At 61.2% G+C, this 17,604-nt stretch carries 13 protein-coding genes and 1 tRNA gene; 2 read left to right on the top strand and 12 right to left on the bottom strand.

The genetic code is table 11. The features are described 5' to 3' along the window. Nucleotides 1–5: 5 nt before the first annotated feature. The 8 genes from uilS to urtA all read right to left on the bottom strand — a co-directional run bounded on the left by uilS (nt 6) and on the right by urtA (nt 7,552). Complete coding sequence (uilS, locus tag PQQ51_RS07345) at nt 6–866, bottom strand: UilS family quorum-quenching N-acyl-homoserine lactonase (RefSeq protein ID WP_459252344.1); 861 nt, start codon at nt 864–866, stop codon at nt 6–8. Nucleotides 867–1,028: 162 nt separating this feature from the next. Beyond that, on the bottom strand, nt 1,029–1,337 hold the full coding sequence (locus tag PQQ51_RS07340) for an FmdB family zinc ribbon protein (protein WP_408496071.1): 309 nt from the start codon (nt 1,335–1,337) through the stop codon (nt 1,029–1,031). A 55-nt stretch (nt 1,338–1,392) separates the two neighbouring features. Then, entirely contained in the window at nt 1,393–2,625 is a 1,233-nt protein-coding gene (gene fmdA / locus PQQ51_RS07335) for a formamidase (protein WP_408496069.1), read from the bottom strand. Nucleotides 2,626–2,670: 45 nt separating this feature from the next. Beyond that, nucleotides 2,671–3,360 carry an urea ABC transporter ATP-binding subunit UrtE gene (gene urtE / locus PQQ51_RS07330; protein WP_408496068.1) on the bottom strand — a complete coding sequence of 230 codons (690 nt, stop codon included), beginning with the start codon at nt 3,358–3,360 and terminating at the stop codon, nt 2,671–2,673. An 18-nt stretch (nt 3,361–3,378) separates the two neighbouring features. Next, a complete protein-coding gene (gene urtD / locus PQQ51_RS07325) occupies nt 3,379–4,122 on the bottom strand; it encodes an urea ABC transporter ATP-binding protein UrtD (RefSeq protein ID WP_408496066.1) in 744 nt (247 codons plus the stop codon). Then, the gene (gene urtC, locus PQQ51_RS07320; RefSeq protein WP_408496094.1) at nt 4,122–5,216 is read right to left on the bottom strand and encodes an urea ABC transporter permease subunit UrtC; all 1,095 of its coding nucleotides are present in this window, start codon (nt 5,214–5,216) and stop codon (nt 4,122–4,124) included. Before urtC ends, urtD begins: the two co-directional genes overlap by 1 nt. Nucleotides 5,217–5,301: 85 nt before the next feature. After that, entirely contained in the window at nt 5,302–6,219 is a 918-nt protein-coding gene (gene urtB, locus PQQ51_RS07315; RefSeq protein WP_408496064.1) for an urea ABC transporter permease subunit UrtB, read from the bottom strand. 58 nt (nt 6,220–6,277) lie between these two features. Continuing rightward, nucleotides 6,278–7,552 (bottom strand): urea ABC transporter substrate-binding protein, encoded by a 1,275-nt coding sequence (gene urtA / locus PQQ51_RS07310; RefSeq protein ID WP_408496062.1) that lies wholly within the window; start codon nt 7,550–7,552, stop codon nt 6,278–6,280. A 206-nt stretch (nt 7,553–7,758) separates the two neighbouring features. Here urtA and PQQ51_RS07305 point away from each other — a divergent pair, with 206 nt between their 5' ends. Next, nucleotides 7,759–11,277 carry an ATP-binding protein gene (locus PQQ51_RS07305; protein WP_408496060.1) on the top strand — a complete coding sequence of 1,173 codons (3,519 nt, stop codon included), beginning with the start codon at nt 7,759–7,761 and terminating at the stop codon, nt 11,275–11,277. After that, nucleotides 11,270–12,235 carry a response regulator gene (locus tag PQQ51_RS07300; RefSeq protein ID WP_408496058.1) on the top strand — a complete coding sequence of 322 codons (966 nt, stop codon included), beginning with the start codon at nt 11,270–11,272 and terminating at the stop codon, nt 12,233–12,235. The genes PQQ51_RS07305 and PQQ51_RS07300 overlap by 8 nt, the downstream gene beginning before the upstream one ends. 64 nt (nt 12,236–12,299) lie before the next feature. On the opposite strand, the gene PQQ51_RS07295 is transcribed toward PQQ51_RS07300, so the two are convergent. From PQQ51_RS07295 to PQQ51_RS07280, 4 genes are all read right to left on the bottom strand, one after another. Then, nucleotides 12,300–12,387 (bottom strand) — tRNA-Ile (locus tag PQQ51_RS07295). Nucleotides 12,388–12,542: 155 nt separating this feature from the next. Continuing rightward, nucleotides 12,543–14,942 (bottom strand): RNA polymerase sigma factor RpoD, encoded by a 2,400-nt coding sequence (gene rpoD, locus PQQ51_RS07290; RefSeq protein ID WP_408496056.1) that lies wholly within the window; start codon nt 14,940–14,942, stop codon nt 12,543–12,545. Between the two features lie 91 nt (nt 14,943–15,033). Beyond that, entirely contained in the window at nt 15,034–16,905 is a 1,872-nt protein-coding gene (gene dnaG, locus PQQ51_RS07285; protein WP_408496054.1) for a DNA primase, read from the bottom strand. Nucleotides 16,906–16,984: 79 nt separating this feature from the next. Further along, nucleotides 16,985–17,431, bottom strand: a complete 447-nt coding sequence (locus tag PQQ51_RS07280; protein WP_408496052.1) for a GatB/YqeY domain-containing protein — start codon at nt 17,429–17,431, stop codon at nt 16,985–16,987. Between the last annotated feature and the right edge of the window lie 173 nt (nt 17,432–17,604).

The raw sequence follows: 17,604 nt of genomic DNA, 5'->3' as shown, positions 1-17,604 counted from the left end.
CCTCCTTACACGTGCTTGCCGAACCACTCGATCTGCTTGTGGACGCTGCTGTCGAAGTGGCGTCCTTCGTATATGTCGTAATGGCCGGCCGCTTCCTCGACGTGTAGTTCTTTCGCGGCCGCCGCTACGGCTTCAAAAAGCGCGACGCCCTGCTCCGGCGGATTCACACCGTCTGCACCGGCGACGACCACCAGCACCGGGCACGCGACGCGCGCCGCATGCTCCTTCGGCTTGTAACCGACCATCTCGCGAACGGTCAGGAACGGAATCTTGATGTCCATCGACGGATAGCGCTGGCGGTTTTCCTCGACGAATGCCTTCGACTGTTCGTCCGTCAGCACCTTCGTAATCGAGACGAACATCTCCTTGCCCGTGTTCAGCTTCTTCTCATGCATGCGTTCGAGCGTGCCGACGAATGCCTGCTTGTCCGCTTCGGTCATGTTGCGCGTAACGACCTGTTCGCCATCGGCAAAGCCAAGCTGGCTGACGACCGCCTTGATCGACGGATCGATCGCGGCGGCAGCCAGTGCGTGACCGCCGCCCAGCGACGTGCCCCACAGTCCGATGCGCGCGGGATCGATGCCCGCCGTGCCCTTCACGAACTCGACGACCGTGCCGATATCCTCGATCTGCATCGACGGGACGAGGCGTCCCCGTTCGCCGCCGCTCGCGCCGAAGCCCCGGTAGTCGAACGTGACGGCCGCATAGCCCGCGGCGACGAAGGCCTCGACGAAGCGCGGAAGCAACAGCTCCTGAATGCCGCAGAACCCGTGGCACAAAATGATGGCGGGCACATTGTCCTGTGTGTCGGGACGATGCACCGTCACCGCGATATCGTTGCTTGTTCGATGTGAAATGGTTGGCATGGAATTGGGAGGTTGGGAGTCGGTCGGCAGAACGATGCCGCGGTGCCAGGCGCGAAGATTCACGCGCGCTGTCGGCCGCCCGAATTCTACCCGCACAAAAAGCGGCGCAGCAGCGCCAAACAACTCACCGGAAAACGAAAGCTCCCATCCTGGGCCAATACGCTAGTGGCTTATCATCCACGGCCGGCCGCCGCCGTTACCCTTCAATCCGGCAGGCGACGATGTCGCGAGCTTGGGCTTCGAACTGCATCCGCAGCCTGGCCCATGACGATGCGGCGCGTGCGAGGCACGCTCGTTGGTCTGATGCGCGACGCGCTGGGTGCTCGCCATCAGCGACAACGCAGGCACGCTGAGCGTACGCTGCGCGAGCTTGCCGCACGACGGGCAGGGCGACGCGGCATCGCGCTCGGAGATTCGGCGCAGTGCGGCGAATACGCCGCACGTGTCGCAGCGATAATCGTAAGTCGGCATGTGATGCTCCTTCAATGAATCGCCCGCGGCTTCATGACGCCGCGGGCATTCCGCTTCAGACGATGTCCAACGACAGCGGCATATCGACATCGCCCTTGATGTGCCTGATCGGGCCGTCGGCACCGGGGCGAATATCGAAATCGAAAATCTGCGTGGGCAACCAGAGCGTCGCGCACGCGTTGGGCACGTCGACCACGCCGCTGATATGCCCTTGCACCGGCGCAGTGCCGAGAATCGAATACGCTTGTGCTCCGGAATAACCGAACTTCTTCAGATATTCGATCGCATTGAGGCACGCCTGACGATACGCGATATGCACGTCGAGATAATGCTGCTTACCGCTTTCGTCGACCGAGATACCTTCGAAAATCAGATAGTCGTTGTAATTCGGCGTGATCGGGCTCGGTCTGAAGATCGGGTTCTTGATGCCGTACTTCGCCATGCCGCCCTTGATGAGTTCGACCTTCATATGAACCCATCCCGCCATCTCGATCGCGCCGCAGAAAGTGATTTCGCCATCGCCCTGGCTGAAGTGAAGATCGCCGACGGAGAGGCCCGCGCCATCCACATACACAGGGAAGTACACCTTCGAACCACGCGACAGGTCCTTGATATCGCAGTTGCCGCCGTGTTCACGCGGCGGCACCGTGCGCGCGCCGTCGGCGGCGGCAGCGGCTTTCGCGTCGCCTGTCAGCTTGCCCATGTGCGCGGTCGCGGCGAACGGCGGATTCGCGAGACCCGGCACGCGGTTCGGATCGGTTGCGATCAATGCGGCTTCCCGTTCGTTCCAGGTCGCGAGCATTTTGGGATCCGGCAGGCAGCCGATCAGCCCCGGATGAATCAGGCCCGCGAAGTTCACGCCGGGAATATGGCGCGAACTCGTGAAGAGACCGTGGAAGTCCCAGATCGATTTTTGTGCATGCGGGAAGTGATCGGTGAGAAAACCGCCGCCGTTCTGCTTCGAGAAGAAGCCGTTAAAGCCCCATTGGCTCTCTGCTTTCGTACCGATGTCGAGCAGATCCACCACCAGCAGATCGCCCGGCTCCGCGCCCTTCACACCGACCGGGCCGGACAGAAAATGCACGATCGACAGGTCGATATCGCGCACGTCGTCCGCGCTGTCGTTGTTCTGAATGAAACCGCCGGTCCAGTCGTAGGTTTCGAGAATGAAGTCGTCGCCGGGATTGACCCAGCACGCCATCGGAATATCCGGGTGCCAGCGGTTGTGAATGTTCTCGTTGTCGTAGGCCGACTGGTTCAGGTCGACCTTGATCAAGGTATCAGCCATTGCAAACTCTCCTTGGTAACCTTAATAAAAGCGCATACGGTCGGCTTAAACCGACAAATACTCGCGGATTTTTGCGGTGTCCACCTGGTCGCGCGCGGTCTCATGCACGAGCCGCCCGCCTTCGATCACGAACAGCCGATCCGCCACATCGAGCGCGAAACTCAGCACCTGCTCGGAGACCACGATCGTGATATCGCGCAGCTTGCGGATCTCGTTCAACGCCTTGGCGATGTCCTTGATGATCGACGGCTGAATGCCTTCGGTCGGCTCGTCGAGCAACAGCACCTTCGGCTGCGTGACGAGCGCGCGCGCTATCGCGAGCTGCTGCTGTTGACCGCCCGACAGATTGCCGCCCTTGCGTCGGCGCATGTCGTAAAGCACAGGAAACAGTGAGTAGATTTCGTCGGGAATGTGTTTGTCGCGCGCGTTTTCCAGACCCGTTTCGATGTTCTCCTCCACCGTCAGCGTGCCGAATATCTGCCGCCCTTGCGGCACATAGGCGATACCCTTCGCCACGCGTCTGAAGCTTTCGTCGCGCGAGACATCCTGTCCGTCCACGCTCACCGCGCCCGCTTTCAGCGGCAGAATGCCCATCAGCGATTTGAACAGCGTGGTCTTGCCCATGCCGTTGCGGCCCATGATCGCCACGGCCTCGTTCTTCGCGGCTGCGAAGCTGATACCGTGCAGCGCCTCGCTCTGCCCGTAACTCACGAATACTTCGTCGACATTCAGCATGCCGGTCTCCTCGATGATTTAATGACCGAGATACACGTCGATCACGCGTGGATCGGATTGCACCTTGTCCATCGGACCTTCCGCGAGAATCTTGCCCTGATGCATCACGGTGACCTTGTGCGCGATCTGTTCGACGAATGCCATGTCGTGCTCGATGACGATCATGGAACGATTCAGGCAGATGCGTTTAAGCAGATCAGCGGTGATCTCGCGCTCGCGTACGCTCATACCCGCAATGGGTTCGTCGAGCATCAGAAGCTCCGGCTCCTGCATGAGCAACATGCCGATTTCGAGCCATTGTTTCTGGCCGTGCGAGAGCAGACCCGCTTCGAGATCGAGCTGCCTGTCGAGGCCGATCTCCTGCGCGACGCTCTTCACGCGGTCGAGCACGTCGTCGGTGCGACGGAACGCGAGCGCACCGAACACGCCACGTCCGCGCGGAAACGACACTTCGAGGTTCTGAAACACGGACAGGTTCTCGTAGATCGACGGCGTCTGAAACTTTCGTCCAATGCCTTTGCGCACGCGCCGATACTCGGGCAGAAGCGTCATCTCTTCATTGCAGAACTTGATGCTGCCTTCGGTCGCACGCGTCTTGCCGCAGATCAGATCGAGCAGCGTCGTCTTGCCCGCGCCGTTCGGTCCGATCACCACACGCAGCTCGCCGCGATCCACATAGAGATTGAGATCGTCGACCGCCTTGAAGCCGTCGAACGAGACGGACAAGCCTTCGACCGCGAGAACGAAATCGGTATTGCTCATCACGCGCCCCTTGCGCCGCGGCGCATGAGCCACGGCTTCACGTGGCTTTCGTAGAGACCGGCAAGGCCGTTCGGGAACGCCATCACCACGCCGATGAAAAGCGCCGCCATCAGAAAGAGCCACAGGTTAGGAAAGCTCTCGGAGAACCACGTCTTGCCGAGATTCACGAGGATCGCGCCATACACTGCGCCGACCAGCGACATGCGGCCGCCCACCGCCGCGTAGATCACCATTTCGATCGACGGCACGATGCCCACGAACGAAGGCGACATGAAACCCACTTGCAGCGTGAACATCGCGCCGCCGATCGCGGCGAGCATTGCCGCCACGCAGAACGCGAAGACCTTGAACATCGCGACGTCGTAACCCGAGAAGCGCACACGGTCTTCCTTGTCGCGCATCGCGAGCAACAGCGTGCCGAGCTTGCTGTGCGTCACGCGCCGGCAGCACAGAATGGCCGCGAGCAACAGCACCGCATTGACGAAGTACAGAATCAGCTTCGCGTGATCGCCGCGAATATCCCAGCCGAGCAGCGTGCGCAAATCGGTAATGCCGTTCACGCCGCCCGTATAACCCTGCTGTCCGATGATCAGCACCGACAGAATCAGCGCGACGGCCTGCGTGATGATCGCGAAGTACACGCCGCCCACACGCCGCTTGAACATGGCGAAGCTGATGATGAATGCGAGCACGCCCGGCACCACGAGCACCGCGAGCATCGAGAACGGCAGCGAGTGAAACGGCTTCCACCACAACGGCAGCGCGGTGAGCTGGTTCCAGTCCATGAAATCGGGAATGCCGGGCGTGGATTGAATCTTCGTGCTGATGGGATCGGACGCTTCGAGCTTCAGGAACATCGCCATGCAATAGCCGCCGAGACCGAAGAACACCCCTTGTCCGAGGCTCAACACGCCGCCATAGCCCCACGCCAGTACGAGGCCCACGGCGACGAACGCATACGTCAGGTACTTGCCCATCAGGTTCAGGCGAAACACGTCGAGCGTGAGCGGAAACACGACGAGTATCACGAGCGCCAGCACGATGAAGCTGCCGTAGCCGCCGCTATGAACGAACGAACGTCGCAGCCAGCCCATGGCGCTGGGCGCTGGCGTGTCGCCCGACGTTTCGGCGGAAGGGTTCATGGTCGTTTCTCCGGGTTGCATCGAATGAATGGACGAATCAGACACGGCGCACCTTCGAAGCAAAAAGTCCTTGAGGCCGCAGCATCAACACGATGACGATGGTGAGCAGCGTCACCACGCGCGCCGACGATCCGGTCAGGAAGAACTCGCTGATCGACTGCATCTGCGCGATGCCGAATGCGGATGCCACCGTGCCCAGCAGACTCGCCGCGCCGCCGAACGTGACGACCAGAAACGAGTCGACGATGTAGAGCGAACCGCTCGTCGGCCCGGTCGAACCGATGGCCGTGAACGCCGCACCCGCGACGCCCGCCATCCCGCAGCCGATCGCGAAGGTCACGCGGTCGGTTTTCTTCGTGTCGATGCCTGCCGCGTTCGCCATCTGACGGTTCGCGACCGTGGCCCGAACCCGCAGCCCCCAGCGCGCGCGATATAACGCGAGCAGCAGGCCGCCCGTCATCAGCACCGCGAGCGACATCACGAACAGGCCATTGATCGGAATGTCGAGACCCGGCTTAGGCGACCACGAGCCCATCAGCCATTCCGGCAGATTCGGGCTGACTTCCTTCGGCCCGAAGGTCGAGCGAAACACCTGCTGCATGCCGAGGCTCAGGCCCCAGGTCGCGAGCAAAGTATCGAGCGGCCGCTTGTAGAGATGGCGAATCAGCAACCACTCCGCGAGCCAGCCGACCGCGAACGCAATCACGAATGCAACGACGATCGCGAGCGGAAAATAGACCGGCCTGAAACCGGGCCACAGATTGTCCGCGAGTTGCGAAAACATGTAGATGGTGTAGGCGCCGATCGTCATGAACTCGCCATGCGCCATGTTGATCACACCCATCTGCCCGAAAATCACCGCGAGCCCGAGGCCCATCAGCAACAGAACGCTGAAGAGACTCAAGCCCGCAAAGCCCTGCATCAGCGTGATGTTGAGAATGTCCGAAGCCGACATGCGTCTCTCCTGGAATGAAAGCCGCTCGCATCGCACGACACGAGCGGTATGAACATGCTTACTGGTAACCCTTCGGGAACGGGTTCGGCTCGATCAGATCCGGCGACTCCGCGACCACCTTGAATTGCCCGTCGGCCTGCGCTTCACCGATACGCGTGCGGCTCCACAAGTGATGGTTCGCGTGGATCTTCACGTAGCCTTCGGGCGCGGTCTTCAACTCGATACCGGGCGAGGCCGCCACGACCTTGTCGACATCGAAGCTGCCGGCCTTTTCGACCGCGGCTTTCCACAACCACGGCCCGAGATACGCCGCCTGCGTCACGTCGCCGATCACGGACTTCGGACCGTATTTCGCCTTGAATGCCGCGACGAATTTTTTGTTGTTGTCGTTGTCGAGCGACTCGAAGTACTTCATCGCCGAATAGAAGCCCGCGACGTTTTCGCCGCCGATGCCGAGCACTTCGTCTTCGGTCACGGAGATGGTCAGCAGGAACTGCTTGTCCGCAGTGATGCCCGCTGCCTTCAACTGCTTGTAGAACGCGACGTTCGAACCGCCGACGATGATCGCGTAGATGCAATCAGGCTTCGCGATCTTGATCTTGTTGATCAGCGAGTTGAAATTGGTCGTGCCGAGCGGGTAGTACTCCTCGCCCACCACCTTGCAGCCCTGCAAGTGCCCTTCGATATGCTTGCGCGCGATCTTGTTCGACGTGCGCGGCCAGATGTAGTCCGAACCGATCAGGAAGAAGCTCTTCGCCTTCTTCGTCTGATTCGCCCAGTTCAGGCCCCAGAGAATCTGCTGCGTCGCTTCCTGACCGGTGTAGAACACGTTCTTCGACTGCTCCAGACCTTCATAGAAAGTCGGGTAATACAAAAGCCCGTTATCGCGCTCGAAAATCGGCAGCACGGCCTTGCGCGAAGCCGACGTCCAGCATCCGAACACCGCGGCAACGTGATCGTTCTCCAGCAGCTTCTTCGACTTCTCGGCGAAGGTCGGCCAGTCGGACGCGCCGTCTTCCTGGATGATCTTGATCTTGCGGCCAAGAATCCCGCCCGCCGCGTTGATCTGTTCGATCGCGAGGCGCTCGGCCTGAATCGAGCCGGTTTCGGAGATCGCCATCGTGCCGGTGGCGGAGTGCAACTGACCCACCGTCACTTCGGTGTCGGTCACGGCGAGCTTCGTCGTGTTCACCTTCGCGGTCGGATACTGCTGCGCCCAGCCGAGCGTCGGCACCGCGAGTGCGGGCGCGGCGGCAAGGCTCATCAGCAGCTTGCGGCGCATGGCCGAAGGCAAAACCTGTTCGGACTGGTCGTTGTGATCGTCGTGCGACATCGGATTCTCCTGTGGTCGTGACCGGTAGACCCGCGCTCGGTCGGCTGGCGGCGTCGTTGTCGGAACGAAATGTAGGGAGCCAATTTGCGCGGTTGAATACGTCGATTGACGTAGGGAGTTCAAAAAAAGCGCTTCATATAATCGGGTCCGACTCGACGCGCCCGCGATCGCATGAATCCCACGATCAGGGAAGAAAGGCCATTCGAATGGAATGCTTTTTGCATGAAGAGCCCCATCCGCCTGGAATTCGCCGACGCCAACTTCCGATGCACCAGAAAGATTCACCCTCTTCTCGTGACGCCGATTCCTCGACCCAAGCCGGGGCGTCGCGCGCTTCAGCGGGCGGCACGCAACGCATCGTGAAGATCCGCCGCGACTACAACGCGTGGGTCGCGGACGAGACGCTGGAGGACTACGCGCTGCGGTTTACGCCGCGCGGCTTTCGGCGCTGGTCGGAACTGCGCGTCGCCAATACGGCGATGGGCGCCGTGTCTTTTCTCGCACTGGAAGCGATCGGCGGCTCGCTGGTCGTCAATTACGGCTTCACCACGGCGGTCTGTGCGATTCTGGCTGCCGCGCTGCTGATCTTTCTGACGGGCCTGCCGATCAGCTATTACGCCGCGCGTTTCGGCGTCGACATGGACTTGCTCACGCGAGGCGCGGGCTTCGGCTATCTCGGCTCGACGCTGACGTCGCTGATCTATGCCGTTTTCACTTTCGTTTTTTTCGCGCTCGAAGCGGCCATCATGTCGCTCGCGCTGGAGTTGTACATCGGCATACCGTTGTCGGTCGCTTATCTGATCAGCGCGCTCGTCATCATTCCGGTGGTGACGTTCGGCATCACGTTTATCAACCGTTTGCAGGGATGGACGCAGCCGTTGTGGATCGTGCTGCTGATCGTGCCGTATGCGGCGGTGCTCTGGCGCGAGCCGCACGCGCTCACGGACTGGTTCACATTCGGCGGTATTGGCGGTGACGGCCGCAAGTTCGATCTGTTCGCGTTCGGTGCCGGTTGCACGGTTGCGTTGTCGCTCATCGCGCAAATCGGCGAGCAAGTGGACTATCTGCGTTTTCTGCCGCCGTGCACCGAGAAGAATCGGGTGCGCTGGTGGGTCGCGCTGATCGCGGCCGGGCCCGGCTGGATCGTGCCCGGCGCGTTGAAGATGCTCGGCGGCGCCTTCCTCGCGTTTCTTGCGATCCAGCACGAGATCGATCCCGCCAAAGCGGTCGAGCCGACGCAGATGTATCTGGTCGCCTATCAATACGTGTTCCGCTCGCCCGAAAGCGCGCTCGCTGCGATGGTGCTGTTCGTCATCGTGTCGCAGATCAAGATCAACGTGACCAATGCGTATGCGGGATCGCTCGCCTGGTCCAACTTCTTTGCTCGTCTCACGCATAGTCACCCGGGGCGTGTGGTGTGGCTCGTGTTCAACGTGCTGATCGCGCTATTGCTCGTCGAGATGGGCGTGTTCGAAGCCATCAGCAAAGTGCTCGCGTTGTATTCGAACGTGGCGATCGCGTGGATCGGCGCGCTCGTCGGCGATCTGGTCATTAACAAGCCGCTCAAACTCAGCCCGTCGTATATCGAGTTCAAGCGCGCGCATCTGTACGACGTGAATCCGGTCGGCATCGGCGCGATGCTGATTGCGTCCGTGGTCGCGGCGCTTTCGCACGCGGGCGTGTTCGGGCCGGTTGCGGAGGCGTTGTCTTCGTTCATCGCGTTGTCGCTGGCGTTCGTGTGCGCGCCGCTCATCGCGATCGCGACGAAAGGACGCTTCTATCTCGCACGCGACGACCGCTCACTCGCGCCCGGCGCGACGCTGCGCTGCGTGATCTGCGAAAACACCTTCGAGCGCGAAGACATGGCGCATTGCCCCGCGTATGCCGGCTCCATCTGCTCGCTATGCTGCTCGCTCGATTCGCGCTGCAACGACTCCTGCAAGCCGCATGCGCGTTTGGGGACGCAGTTGGGGCAATCGGCGCATAAGCTGTTTCCGCGCTTGCAACTCGGCCGTGCGGGGTTGCGCATCACGCAGTATCTCGGCCTGGTGATCGTCGGACTCGGCCTGCTCGGCGGCGTGCTGTCGATGCAGTGGTATCAGAGCGTCAGCGCGCTGTCCGATCTCGACACCATGACGCGTCACGCGCTGCTACATGGCTACGTGGACGTGTTCTTCGCACTCGCGCTGGTCGGCTGTATCGCAGCGTGGTGGCTCGTGCTCGCGAATGAAAACCGCAAGGTCACGCAGGAAGAGCTGCAGCGTCAGGCCGAATTGCTGATGCAGGAAATCGAAGCTCACCAGAAAACCGACGCTGCGCTTCAGCAAGCCAGCGCCGCCGCCGAGGCCGCCAATCGCGCAAAAAGCCGTTACGTCACGGGTTTGAGCCATGAGTTGCGAACGCCGCTCAACAGCATTCTCGGCTACGCGCAATTGCTGTTGCAGGCGTCGGGCGACTTGCCGCCTGCGCGTCGCGAAGCAGTGGCGACGATCTATCGCAGCGGCGAGCATCTGCTTGCCCTGGTGGATGGGTTGCTCGATGTCGCGCGTATCGAATCCGGCAAGCTTCAGTTGAACGTCACCGAAGTGCCGCTGCCGGACTTCAATGCGCAACTCACCGCGATGCTCGAACCGCAAGCCACCGACAAAGGCCTCGCATTCGACTTTCAGACTACCGGGCGCATACCGGAAGTAGTGCGTATCGACGAGAAGCGCGTGCGGCAGATTCTCATCAACCTGATCGGCAATGCGATTCGCTTCACACAGTACGGATCGGTGAAAGTACGCGCGGGCTATGCGTGGGAAACGCTGACGTTCGAAATCGCCGACACGGGTCCGGGCATTCCCGCCGCCGAACTGGAGCGCTTGTTCCTGCCGTTCGAACGCGGCACCGCGGCCCGTGAGCACGACCACGGCGCGGGCCTCGGTCTCACCATCTGCCGTCTGCTGACCGAGCTGATGGGCGGCAGCTTGCAGGTGCAGAGCGAAGTCGGCAAAGGCACGCGTTTCATCGTCAAGCTGTTCGCATCGGAAGTGCGTGCGCCGATGCGCCTCTCGCACGCTCAATTCAATATCAGAGGCTATCTGGGCGAACGGCGCACGGTTCTCGTCGTCGACGACCTCGCCGAGCAGCGCCGCATTATCACGCAGACGCTCGGGCCGCTTGGCGTCGAGATCGTCGAGGTCGCCGACGGCCCGCAAGCGCTGCAATGGCTGGCCACCGGCACGGCCGACCTGATCATGATGGACGTCGCCATGCCGGCCATGGACGGCTTCGAGGCGAGCCGCCTGATTCGCGACAATCATCTGTCGAGCGCGCCGATTCTGATTCTTTCCGCCAACGCGTTTGCCGACGATCGTGAGAAAGGCGCGGCAGCGGGCTGTGACGACTATCTCGCCAAGCCGGTCCATCTTCCGTTGTTGCTCGACAAGATGTCCACGCTGCTCGGATTGGAATGGATCGCGGAGTCGTCCGCACCTTCCGATGACGTGTCGATTTCGCCGCAAGCGCTCACCGCGCTGCCCGCTTCCGTGCTCGACAATCTGCGCTCGACGCTGGATCTGGGCTACATGCAGGGCTTTATCGAACAACTGGACGCTGCTGAGCACCAGGCGCCGGAACTCGCCGCACTGCTCGATCCGCTGCGCGCGCTGGCGCGGCGGTTCAGACTCTCCGAACTCGCGCGCGTGCTGGCGCCATTGCAGGCGACCGATCCCAATGCATGACGATTTTCAAGTTTCCTGCGACGCGACGAGTCTGCCCGAGCTTCCCGACGGACGCACGGTCGTGCTGATCGTCGACGACACCCCGGACAATCTCGCGCTGCTCTCCGATACGTTGATCGATGCCGGTTATGCGGTGCTCGTCGCACTGGACGGGCAATCGGCATTGCAACGTCTCGCGCGCGTCACACCCGATGTCGTGCTGCTCGACGCGCTGATGCCCGGCATGGATGGCTTCGAGACATGCAGGCATATCAAGGCCGATCCGCGCAATCGCCATCTACCGGTGATCTTCATGACCGCGTTGACGGAAAGCGAGCATGTGGTGCACGGCTTTCGCGTCGGCGGCATCGACTATGTGCTGAAACCGGTCAAGCCCAGCGAAGTCGTCGCGCGCATCGCCGCCCATGTGCAGCGCTCGCGGCAACAACGGCATATGGACATGGCGCTGGAGATCGGCATGCGCGCGGCGCTGATCGTCGCGGAAGACGGCACGATACGATGGCTGAGCGAACTGGCTCGCGAGCGGCTCGCGCGTTATACGACGGATACGCTCATCGACTCGGCGCTGCCTGGCGTGCTGCATCAGTGGTTTTCGAGCTGGAGCGACGCAGGCTGCGATCTGCAGGCCAGCTTCGATACTGTCGAAGGCAGCATCCGTCACAGCGTTCGTGTGCTGGGCCGCGCCGCGCAAGGCGACTGGCTTCTCGTGCTCGACGAATACAACGACGCTACGCAAGCGACCAGCCTGATCGCCCGCTTCGGCCTGACAAACCGCGAGGCCGAAGTGTTGTTGTGGCTTTCACGCGGAAAGACCAATCGCGATATCGGCGAGATCCTCGGCATGGCCGCGCGCACGGTGAACAAACATCTGGAGCATGTGTTCATCAAACTTAACGTCGAGACCCGAGCGGCGGCGGCTGCTGCTGCGGTCAAAGTTAATGCTCAAAAGTTTGGGTAAACGAAAGCGCGCTCAAGAAGCGGCTTGGGCAGAACGCCCGGGGAAGTTTTGTTGAAACAGCAGATGGTGGGCCGGGTCGGAGTCGAACCGACGGTGTCCTTTCGGAGGCGGATTATGAGTCCGCTGCCTGCAACCAGCACGGCGTCCGGCCCAAGATGGAAAAGGCCCGTTATGAGAGTCGGGCCTTTTCGCTGATTGGCCGACATACTACACGAAAAAGGGGCCTCCGCAACCGCTTCGCTTGCGCAAAACGACCGGGAGGCCCCTTCAAACTGCAACATCATTTGCTACGACCCGCGTGCGTGAATCAATTCCCTTCGAGGAACGATTTCAGCTTGTCGGAACGGCTCGGGTGACGCAGCTTGCGCAGCGCCTTCGCCTCGATCTGACGGATCCGTTCACGCGTCACGTCGAACTGCTTACCGACTTCTTCGAGCGTGTGATCGGTGCTCATCTCGATACCGAAACGCATGCGCAGCACTTTTGCTTCGCGCGGTGTGAGCGAATCGAGCACGTCTTTCACGACATCGCGCATGCTGGCATGCAACGCCGCGTCCGCCGGCGCAACCGTGTTCGTATCTTCGATGAAGTCGCCCAGATGCGAATCGTCGTCGTCACCGATCGGCGTTTCCATCGAGATCGGCTCCTTCGCGATCTTCATGATCTTGCGGATCTTGTCTTCCGGCATCTCCATCTTTTCCGCCAGCGTTGCGGGATCCGGCTCGAGACCGGTTTCCTGCAGAATCTGACGCGAAATGCGGTTCATCTTGTTGATCGTTTCGATCATGTGAACCGGAATGCGGATTGTGCGCGCCTGGTCAGCAATCGACCGCGTGATGGCCTGACGAATCCACCACGTTGCGTACGTGGAGAACTTGTAGCCGCGCCGGTATTCGAACTTGTCCACCGCTTTCATCAGGCCGATGTTGCCTTCCTGAATCAGGTCGAGGAACTGCAAACCACGGTTCGTGTACTTCTTCGCGATCGAGATCACGAGACGCAGATTCGCCTCGGTCATTTCACGCTTGGCCTGACGCGCCTTCAGTTCGCCGGCCGCCATCTGACGGTTGGTTTCCTTCAGGTCCTTCAGCGGCAGAACGACGCGCGCCTGCAAGTCGAGCAAACGTTGCTGCTGTTCGCGGATCGCCGGAATGTTACGCGTAAGGATCGCGCTGTACGCATGACCCTCGCCGACGATCTTGTCGGCCCATTCGAGATCCGTCTCGCTGCCCGGGAAACGCGCGATGAACTCGGCGCGCGGCATCCCGCACTTGTCGACCACCGTATGCAGAATCTGACGCTCGACCTGACGCACTTCGTCCACTTGCGCGCGCAACGTATCGCACAGACGCTCGACGGTCCGCGCGGTGAAGCGGATCGTCATCAGTTCGTTTTGAATCGTTTCCTGCGCCTTCAGATACGACTTGGATTTGTAGCCTTCCTTCTCGAACGCGCGGCGCATCTTGTCGAACCATTCGCTGATCATCGCGAATTTTTCGAGCGACGCCCGCTTCAACGCTTCCATTTGCGCTGCGTTGGCCGTGGCCTGCGCGGCGCCGTCGTCGTCTTCCTCGTCTTCGGCGTCGTCTTCTTCGACTTCCTCGTCCTCGCTCTCGATCGCTTCCGCTTCCTGTGCGGAGAAGCCGTCGGCGTCTTCCGCGTTGGCGTCGATCAGGCCGTCGACCAGTTCGTCGATGCGGATTTCTTCGTTCGCGACACGCTCGGCCATGGCCAGAATGTCGGCGATCGTGGTCGGGCACGCGGAGATAGCCATCACCATGTGCTTCAGGCCGTCTTCGATCCGCTTCGCGATTTCGATTTCGCCTTCACGCGTGAGCAGCTCGACCGTACCCATTTCACGCATGTACATGCGGACCGGGTCGGTGGTGCGGCCGAATTCGGAATCGACCGTGGAGAGCGCGACTTCCGCTTCCTCTTCCACTTCGTCGTCCGACGAAGCCGCGGGCGCATTGTCGTTCAGCAGCAGCGTTTCGGCGTCGGGGGCCTGTTCATACACGGCCACGCCCATGTCGTTGAACGTGCTGATGATGCCTTCGATCGCCTCGGTTTCAGTGAAGTTGTCCGGGAGGTGATCGTTGATTTCAGCATACGTGAGGAAGCCGCGTTCCTTGCCGAGCTTGATCAGCGCGCGCAGTTTGGAACGGCGCTCTTCGAGTTCCTCGACGGTGCCCGGCTGGGACGACGCAAAAGCGTCTTTCAGCAGCGCTTTTTCCTTTGCACGACGGTCGCGAGCCTTGACCTTTTCGACCTTGCCCGGAACGGCGGCAGGGGTCTCTTCGGTCTGGGTTGCATCGTCATCGACGGGTACTTCATTCAGCTTTTTCGTCATGGAGTTCGCCGTACCGGCTGTAGTCTCGACTCGCGGCTGGTGGACAACAGCCGGTTGAACCGTGGATACTGAAGTCTCGCGCACTGCCGCATTGTCCTGCGCGGCAGCCGCTTCCCTTGCACTACTGGCACTCGGCCGTCTCGTGGCCGGCTGAGCGGCTTTCGCCCCCCTGACCGGCTCCGCTCGCGCAGCGGAAGAGGTCGATGATTTCTTCCCGGCAGCAGGTGTGACGCTGACCGCAGACGCTTTTCTGACAGAAGAAACTAACTTGGCCTCGGTGACCTTTCTAGTCCGCTCACTGGAGCTCGAGGCCGTTGCTTTCTTTCCGCCCGTATTTCCGCCTGTCGTCTTTGCCATCGCATCGCCTTTTCGCCTTTGCTAGGAAAACCCTTGAAAAACAAACCGCTAGAAACCTTTAATTATAGCACTCAGGTTCCGCCGTTCCTGCTTACAGCCCGAGCTGGCGCTTCATGTCAGCCCGTTTCTGGTTCAGGCTCGACAGCTCCGCAAACTCCTCCGGCGTGTGCCGCGATTGCCGCGAAAGCTGCTCGAGACGATCGCAATAAGCGTCGTATCGCATCTTCAGAATCGCGGCCCTCAGCTCCTCGCCGACGATCCTCTCCTGCTCGCGCCGCTCCTCGATGACGATTGCGTCCTCCGGGTCTTTCAGCAGCAAATCCCGAACGTTTTCATCATAGTCCAGAATTTTGCGAAAGATTTCCTCGAAAGTTGGGGCGTTTGCGCCGTTTCGCAATAGGTCGGACAGCAGTTGGAATTCCGCGGAATCGCCCAGCGCGCGGGCATGCGTCGTCACTTCCTCGAACAGTTCGCCGTGGCGGGTGACTGTGAGCAGCGCCTGTTCGGCCTCCTCGTCGAGCACCGCGACCGTGCGCGGGTACATGACCAGATTGCGCAGCGTTTTTTCCTCGATTCCCGTGACGCTGCGTCGGTCTTTGCGCGCCGGCGCTGCCCGGGCGGCCGCCGCGATCCGCGCGTCGACTTCGCAAAGCGCGGCAACTTCGTCGAACGGCACGTCGAGCCGGTCGGCGAACATATGCATGATCTGCGCGCGCAGCGCATTCGCCGGCAACGCCTGCAGCAAGGGCTTCGCGTCGAACAGCGCGCGCGCCCGGCCCTCCGGCTGATCCAGCTCCTTGCCGGTCAGCACTTCGTTCAGCATGAATTGCGATAACGGCATGGCGCGCTCGACCTGCTCGGCAAACGCCTCGGTGCCGTATTCGCGCACGTAGCTGTCCGGATCGTGCTCGGACGGCAGGAACAGGAAGCGGATGGTCCGGTTGTCCGCCGCGTGCGGCAGACAGGCGTCGAGCGCCCGACGCGCGGCGCGCCGGCCGGCCGAATCGCCGTCGAAACTGAAAATGACCGTTTCGGTCTGACGCATCAATTTCTGCACATGAATCGGCGTGCAAGCCGTTCCGAGCGTGGCAACCGCGTTCTGGAACCCCAACTGGGCCAGCGCGACCACGTCCATGTAGCCTTCGACAACCAGCACATAGTGCTGTTCACGAATCGCGAGCCGCGCTTCGAAGAGCCCGTACAGCTCGCTGCCTTTGTTAAATAAAGGCGTTTCGGGGGAATTCAAATATTTCGGCTCGCCGCCGTCCAGCACGCGGCCGCCAAAGCCGATTACCTGCCCTTTCACATTGCGGATCGGGAACATGATCCGCTCGCGAAAGCGGTCGTAACGGCGATTCTGGCCCTGTGCATCCGATTTTTCGCTGACGATCACGAGCCCCGATTCGACCAGCGAATCATCCCGATAGTCAGGAAATGCGGTTTCGAGGTTTTGCCAGCCGTCCGGCGCGTAGCCGAGCCCGAAGCGGGCGGCGATCTCGCCGGTCAGCCCACGTTTCTTCAGATACTGGATGGCGACCGGCGCGCCGCGCAGTTGCTTGCGGTAGTAATCGCAGGCGGTTTGCATCACGTCGGACAGTGCCGTGGTGACCGCTTTGGACGCCGCCGGCGCATAACCGCCGGAGCCGCCGCTGCCGCCATAGCCGGGCGACGGCTCGTTCGGCACGGTCAAACCGACGGATTGCGCCAGTTCGTTGACCGCTTCCGGAAACGTGGAGCCCACATGCTCCATCAGGAAGCCGATCGCCGTACCGTGCGCGCCGCAGCCGAAGCAGTGATAGAACTGTTTAGTCGGACTAACCGTAAACGAGGGGCTTTTCTCGTTATGAAACGGACAAAGCCCCATGAAGTTCGCGCCGCCCTTTTTCAGCTGCACAAACTTGCCGACCACGTCGACGATATCGACGCGGTTGAGCAGATCCTGCAGGAATGACGGTGGAATCACAGTAAATGACGCTACCTAAAAAAGCTCGATGCTGCGCGCGCCATCGAACGACCGCGTGCGCAGACCGGGAAAACGGAAATTACTTCGCGAGCGCGGCTTTGACTTGCGCCGACACCGCGGTCATGTCGGCACGGCCGGCCAGCTTCGGCTTCAGCACGCCCATCACCTTGCCCATGTCCTGCGGGCCGGCGGCGCCGGTTTGCGCGACTGCCGCCTGGACTTCGGCAACGATCTCCGCGTCGGACAACTGCTCCGGCATATAGGCGGTCAGGATGGCCAGTTCGGCCTTTTCCTTGTCGGCGAGATCGGTGCGGGCAGCCGCTTCGAACTGGCTGATCGAGTCCTTGCGCTGCTTGATCATCTTGTCGACCACGGCGGTGATCGCCGTATCGTCGAGCGTGATGCGCTCGTCGACTTCACGTTGCTTGATCGCGGCGAGCAGCAGGCGGATGGTGCCGAGACGCTCGGTCTCACGCGCCCGCATGGCGGCTTTCATATCGTCGTTGATCCGGTCTTTGAGACTCATCACTCACCTGAATGCGTTGAAATTTAAAAACCGGCCGGCCGATCGCGCCAATCCGCTGCCTCAACACAAACGGCCCGCTTGGGACTGCTTCCTCAAGCGGGTTGGCGCAATGTGCGTAGTGGATGCGACCCTGCCGGCTGGCCCGAAGGGCCGTGTTATCCGCGACAGCGCCT

The sequence above is a fragment of the Paraburkholderia xenovorans genome (assembly GCF_046030735.1).
Classification (GTDB): Bacteria; Pseudomonadota; Gammaproteobacteria; order Burkholderiales; family Burkholderiaceae; genus Paraburkholderia; species Paraburkholderia xenovorans_A.
The sequence above is the reverse complement of the archived record's forward strand: the minus strand, read 5'-3'. Positions and strand labels throughout refer to the sequence as shown.

What these genes read in the sequence shown, in the direction of transcription:
- fmdA (WP_408496069.1), bottom strand. Translation starts at nt 2,625, where the DNA reads ATGGCTGATACCTTGATCAAGGTCGACCTGAACCAGTCGGCCTACGAC.
- PQQ51_RS07305 (WP_408496060.1), top strand. Translation starts at nt 7,759, where the DNA reads ATGGAATGCTTTTTGCATGAAGAGCCCCATCCGCCTGGAATTCGCCGA.
- uilS (WP_459252344.1), bottom strand. Translation starts at nt 866, where the DNA reads ATGCCAACCATTTCACATCGAACAAGCAACGATATCGCGGTGACGGTG.
- urtD (WP_408496066.1), bottom strand. Translation starts at nt 4,122, where the DNA reads ATGAGCAATACCGATTTCGTTCTCGCGGTCGAAGGCTTGTCCGTCTCG.
- urtA (WP_408496062.1), bottom strand. Translation starts at nt 7,552, where the DNA reads ATGTCGCACGACGATCACAACGACCAGTCCGAACAGGTTTTGCCTTCG.
- urtE (WP_408496068.1), bottom strand. Translation starts at nt 3,360, where the DNA reads ATGCTGAATGTCGACGAAGTATTCGTGAGTTACGGGCAGAGCGAGGCG.
- rpoD (WP_408496056.1), bottom strand. Translation starts at nt 14,942, where the DNA reads ATGGCAAAGACGACAGGCGGAAATACGGGCGGAAAGAAAGCAACGGCC.
- PQQ51_RS07300 (WP_408496058.1), top strand. Translation starts at nt 11,270, where the DNA reads ATGCATGACGATTTTCAAGTTTCCTGCGACGCGACGAGTCTGCCCGAG.
- urtB (WP_408496064.1), bottom strand. Translation starts at nt 6,219, where the DNA reads ATGTCGGCTTCGGACATTCTCAACATCACGCTGATGCAGGGCTTTGCG.
- urtC (WP_408496094.1), bottom strand. Translation starts at nt 5,216, where the DNA reads ATGGGCTGGCTGCGACGTTCGTTCGTTCATAGCGGCGGCTACGGCAGC.
- PQQ51_RS07340 (WP_408496071.1), bottom strand. Translation starts at nt 1,337, where the DNA reads ATGCCGACTTACGATTATCGCTGCGACACGTGCGGCGTATTCGCCGCA.
- PQQ51_RS07280 (WP_408496052.1), bottom strand. Translation starts at nt 17,431, where the DNA reads ATGAGTCTCAAAGACCGGATCAACGACGATATGAAAGCCGCCATGCGG.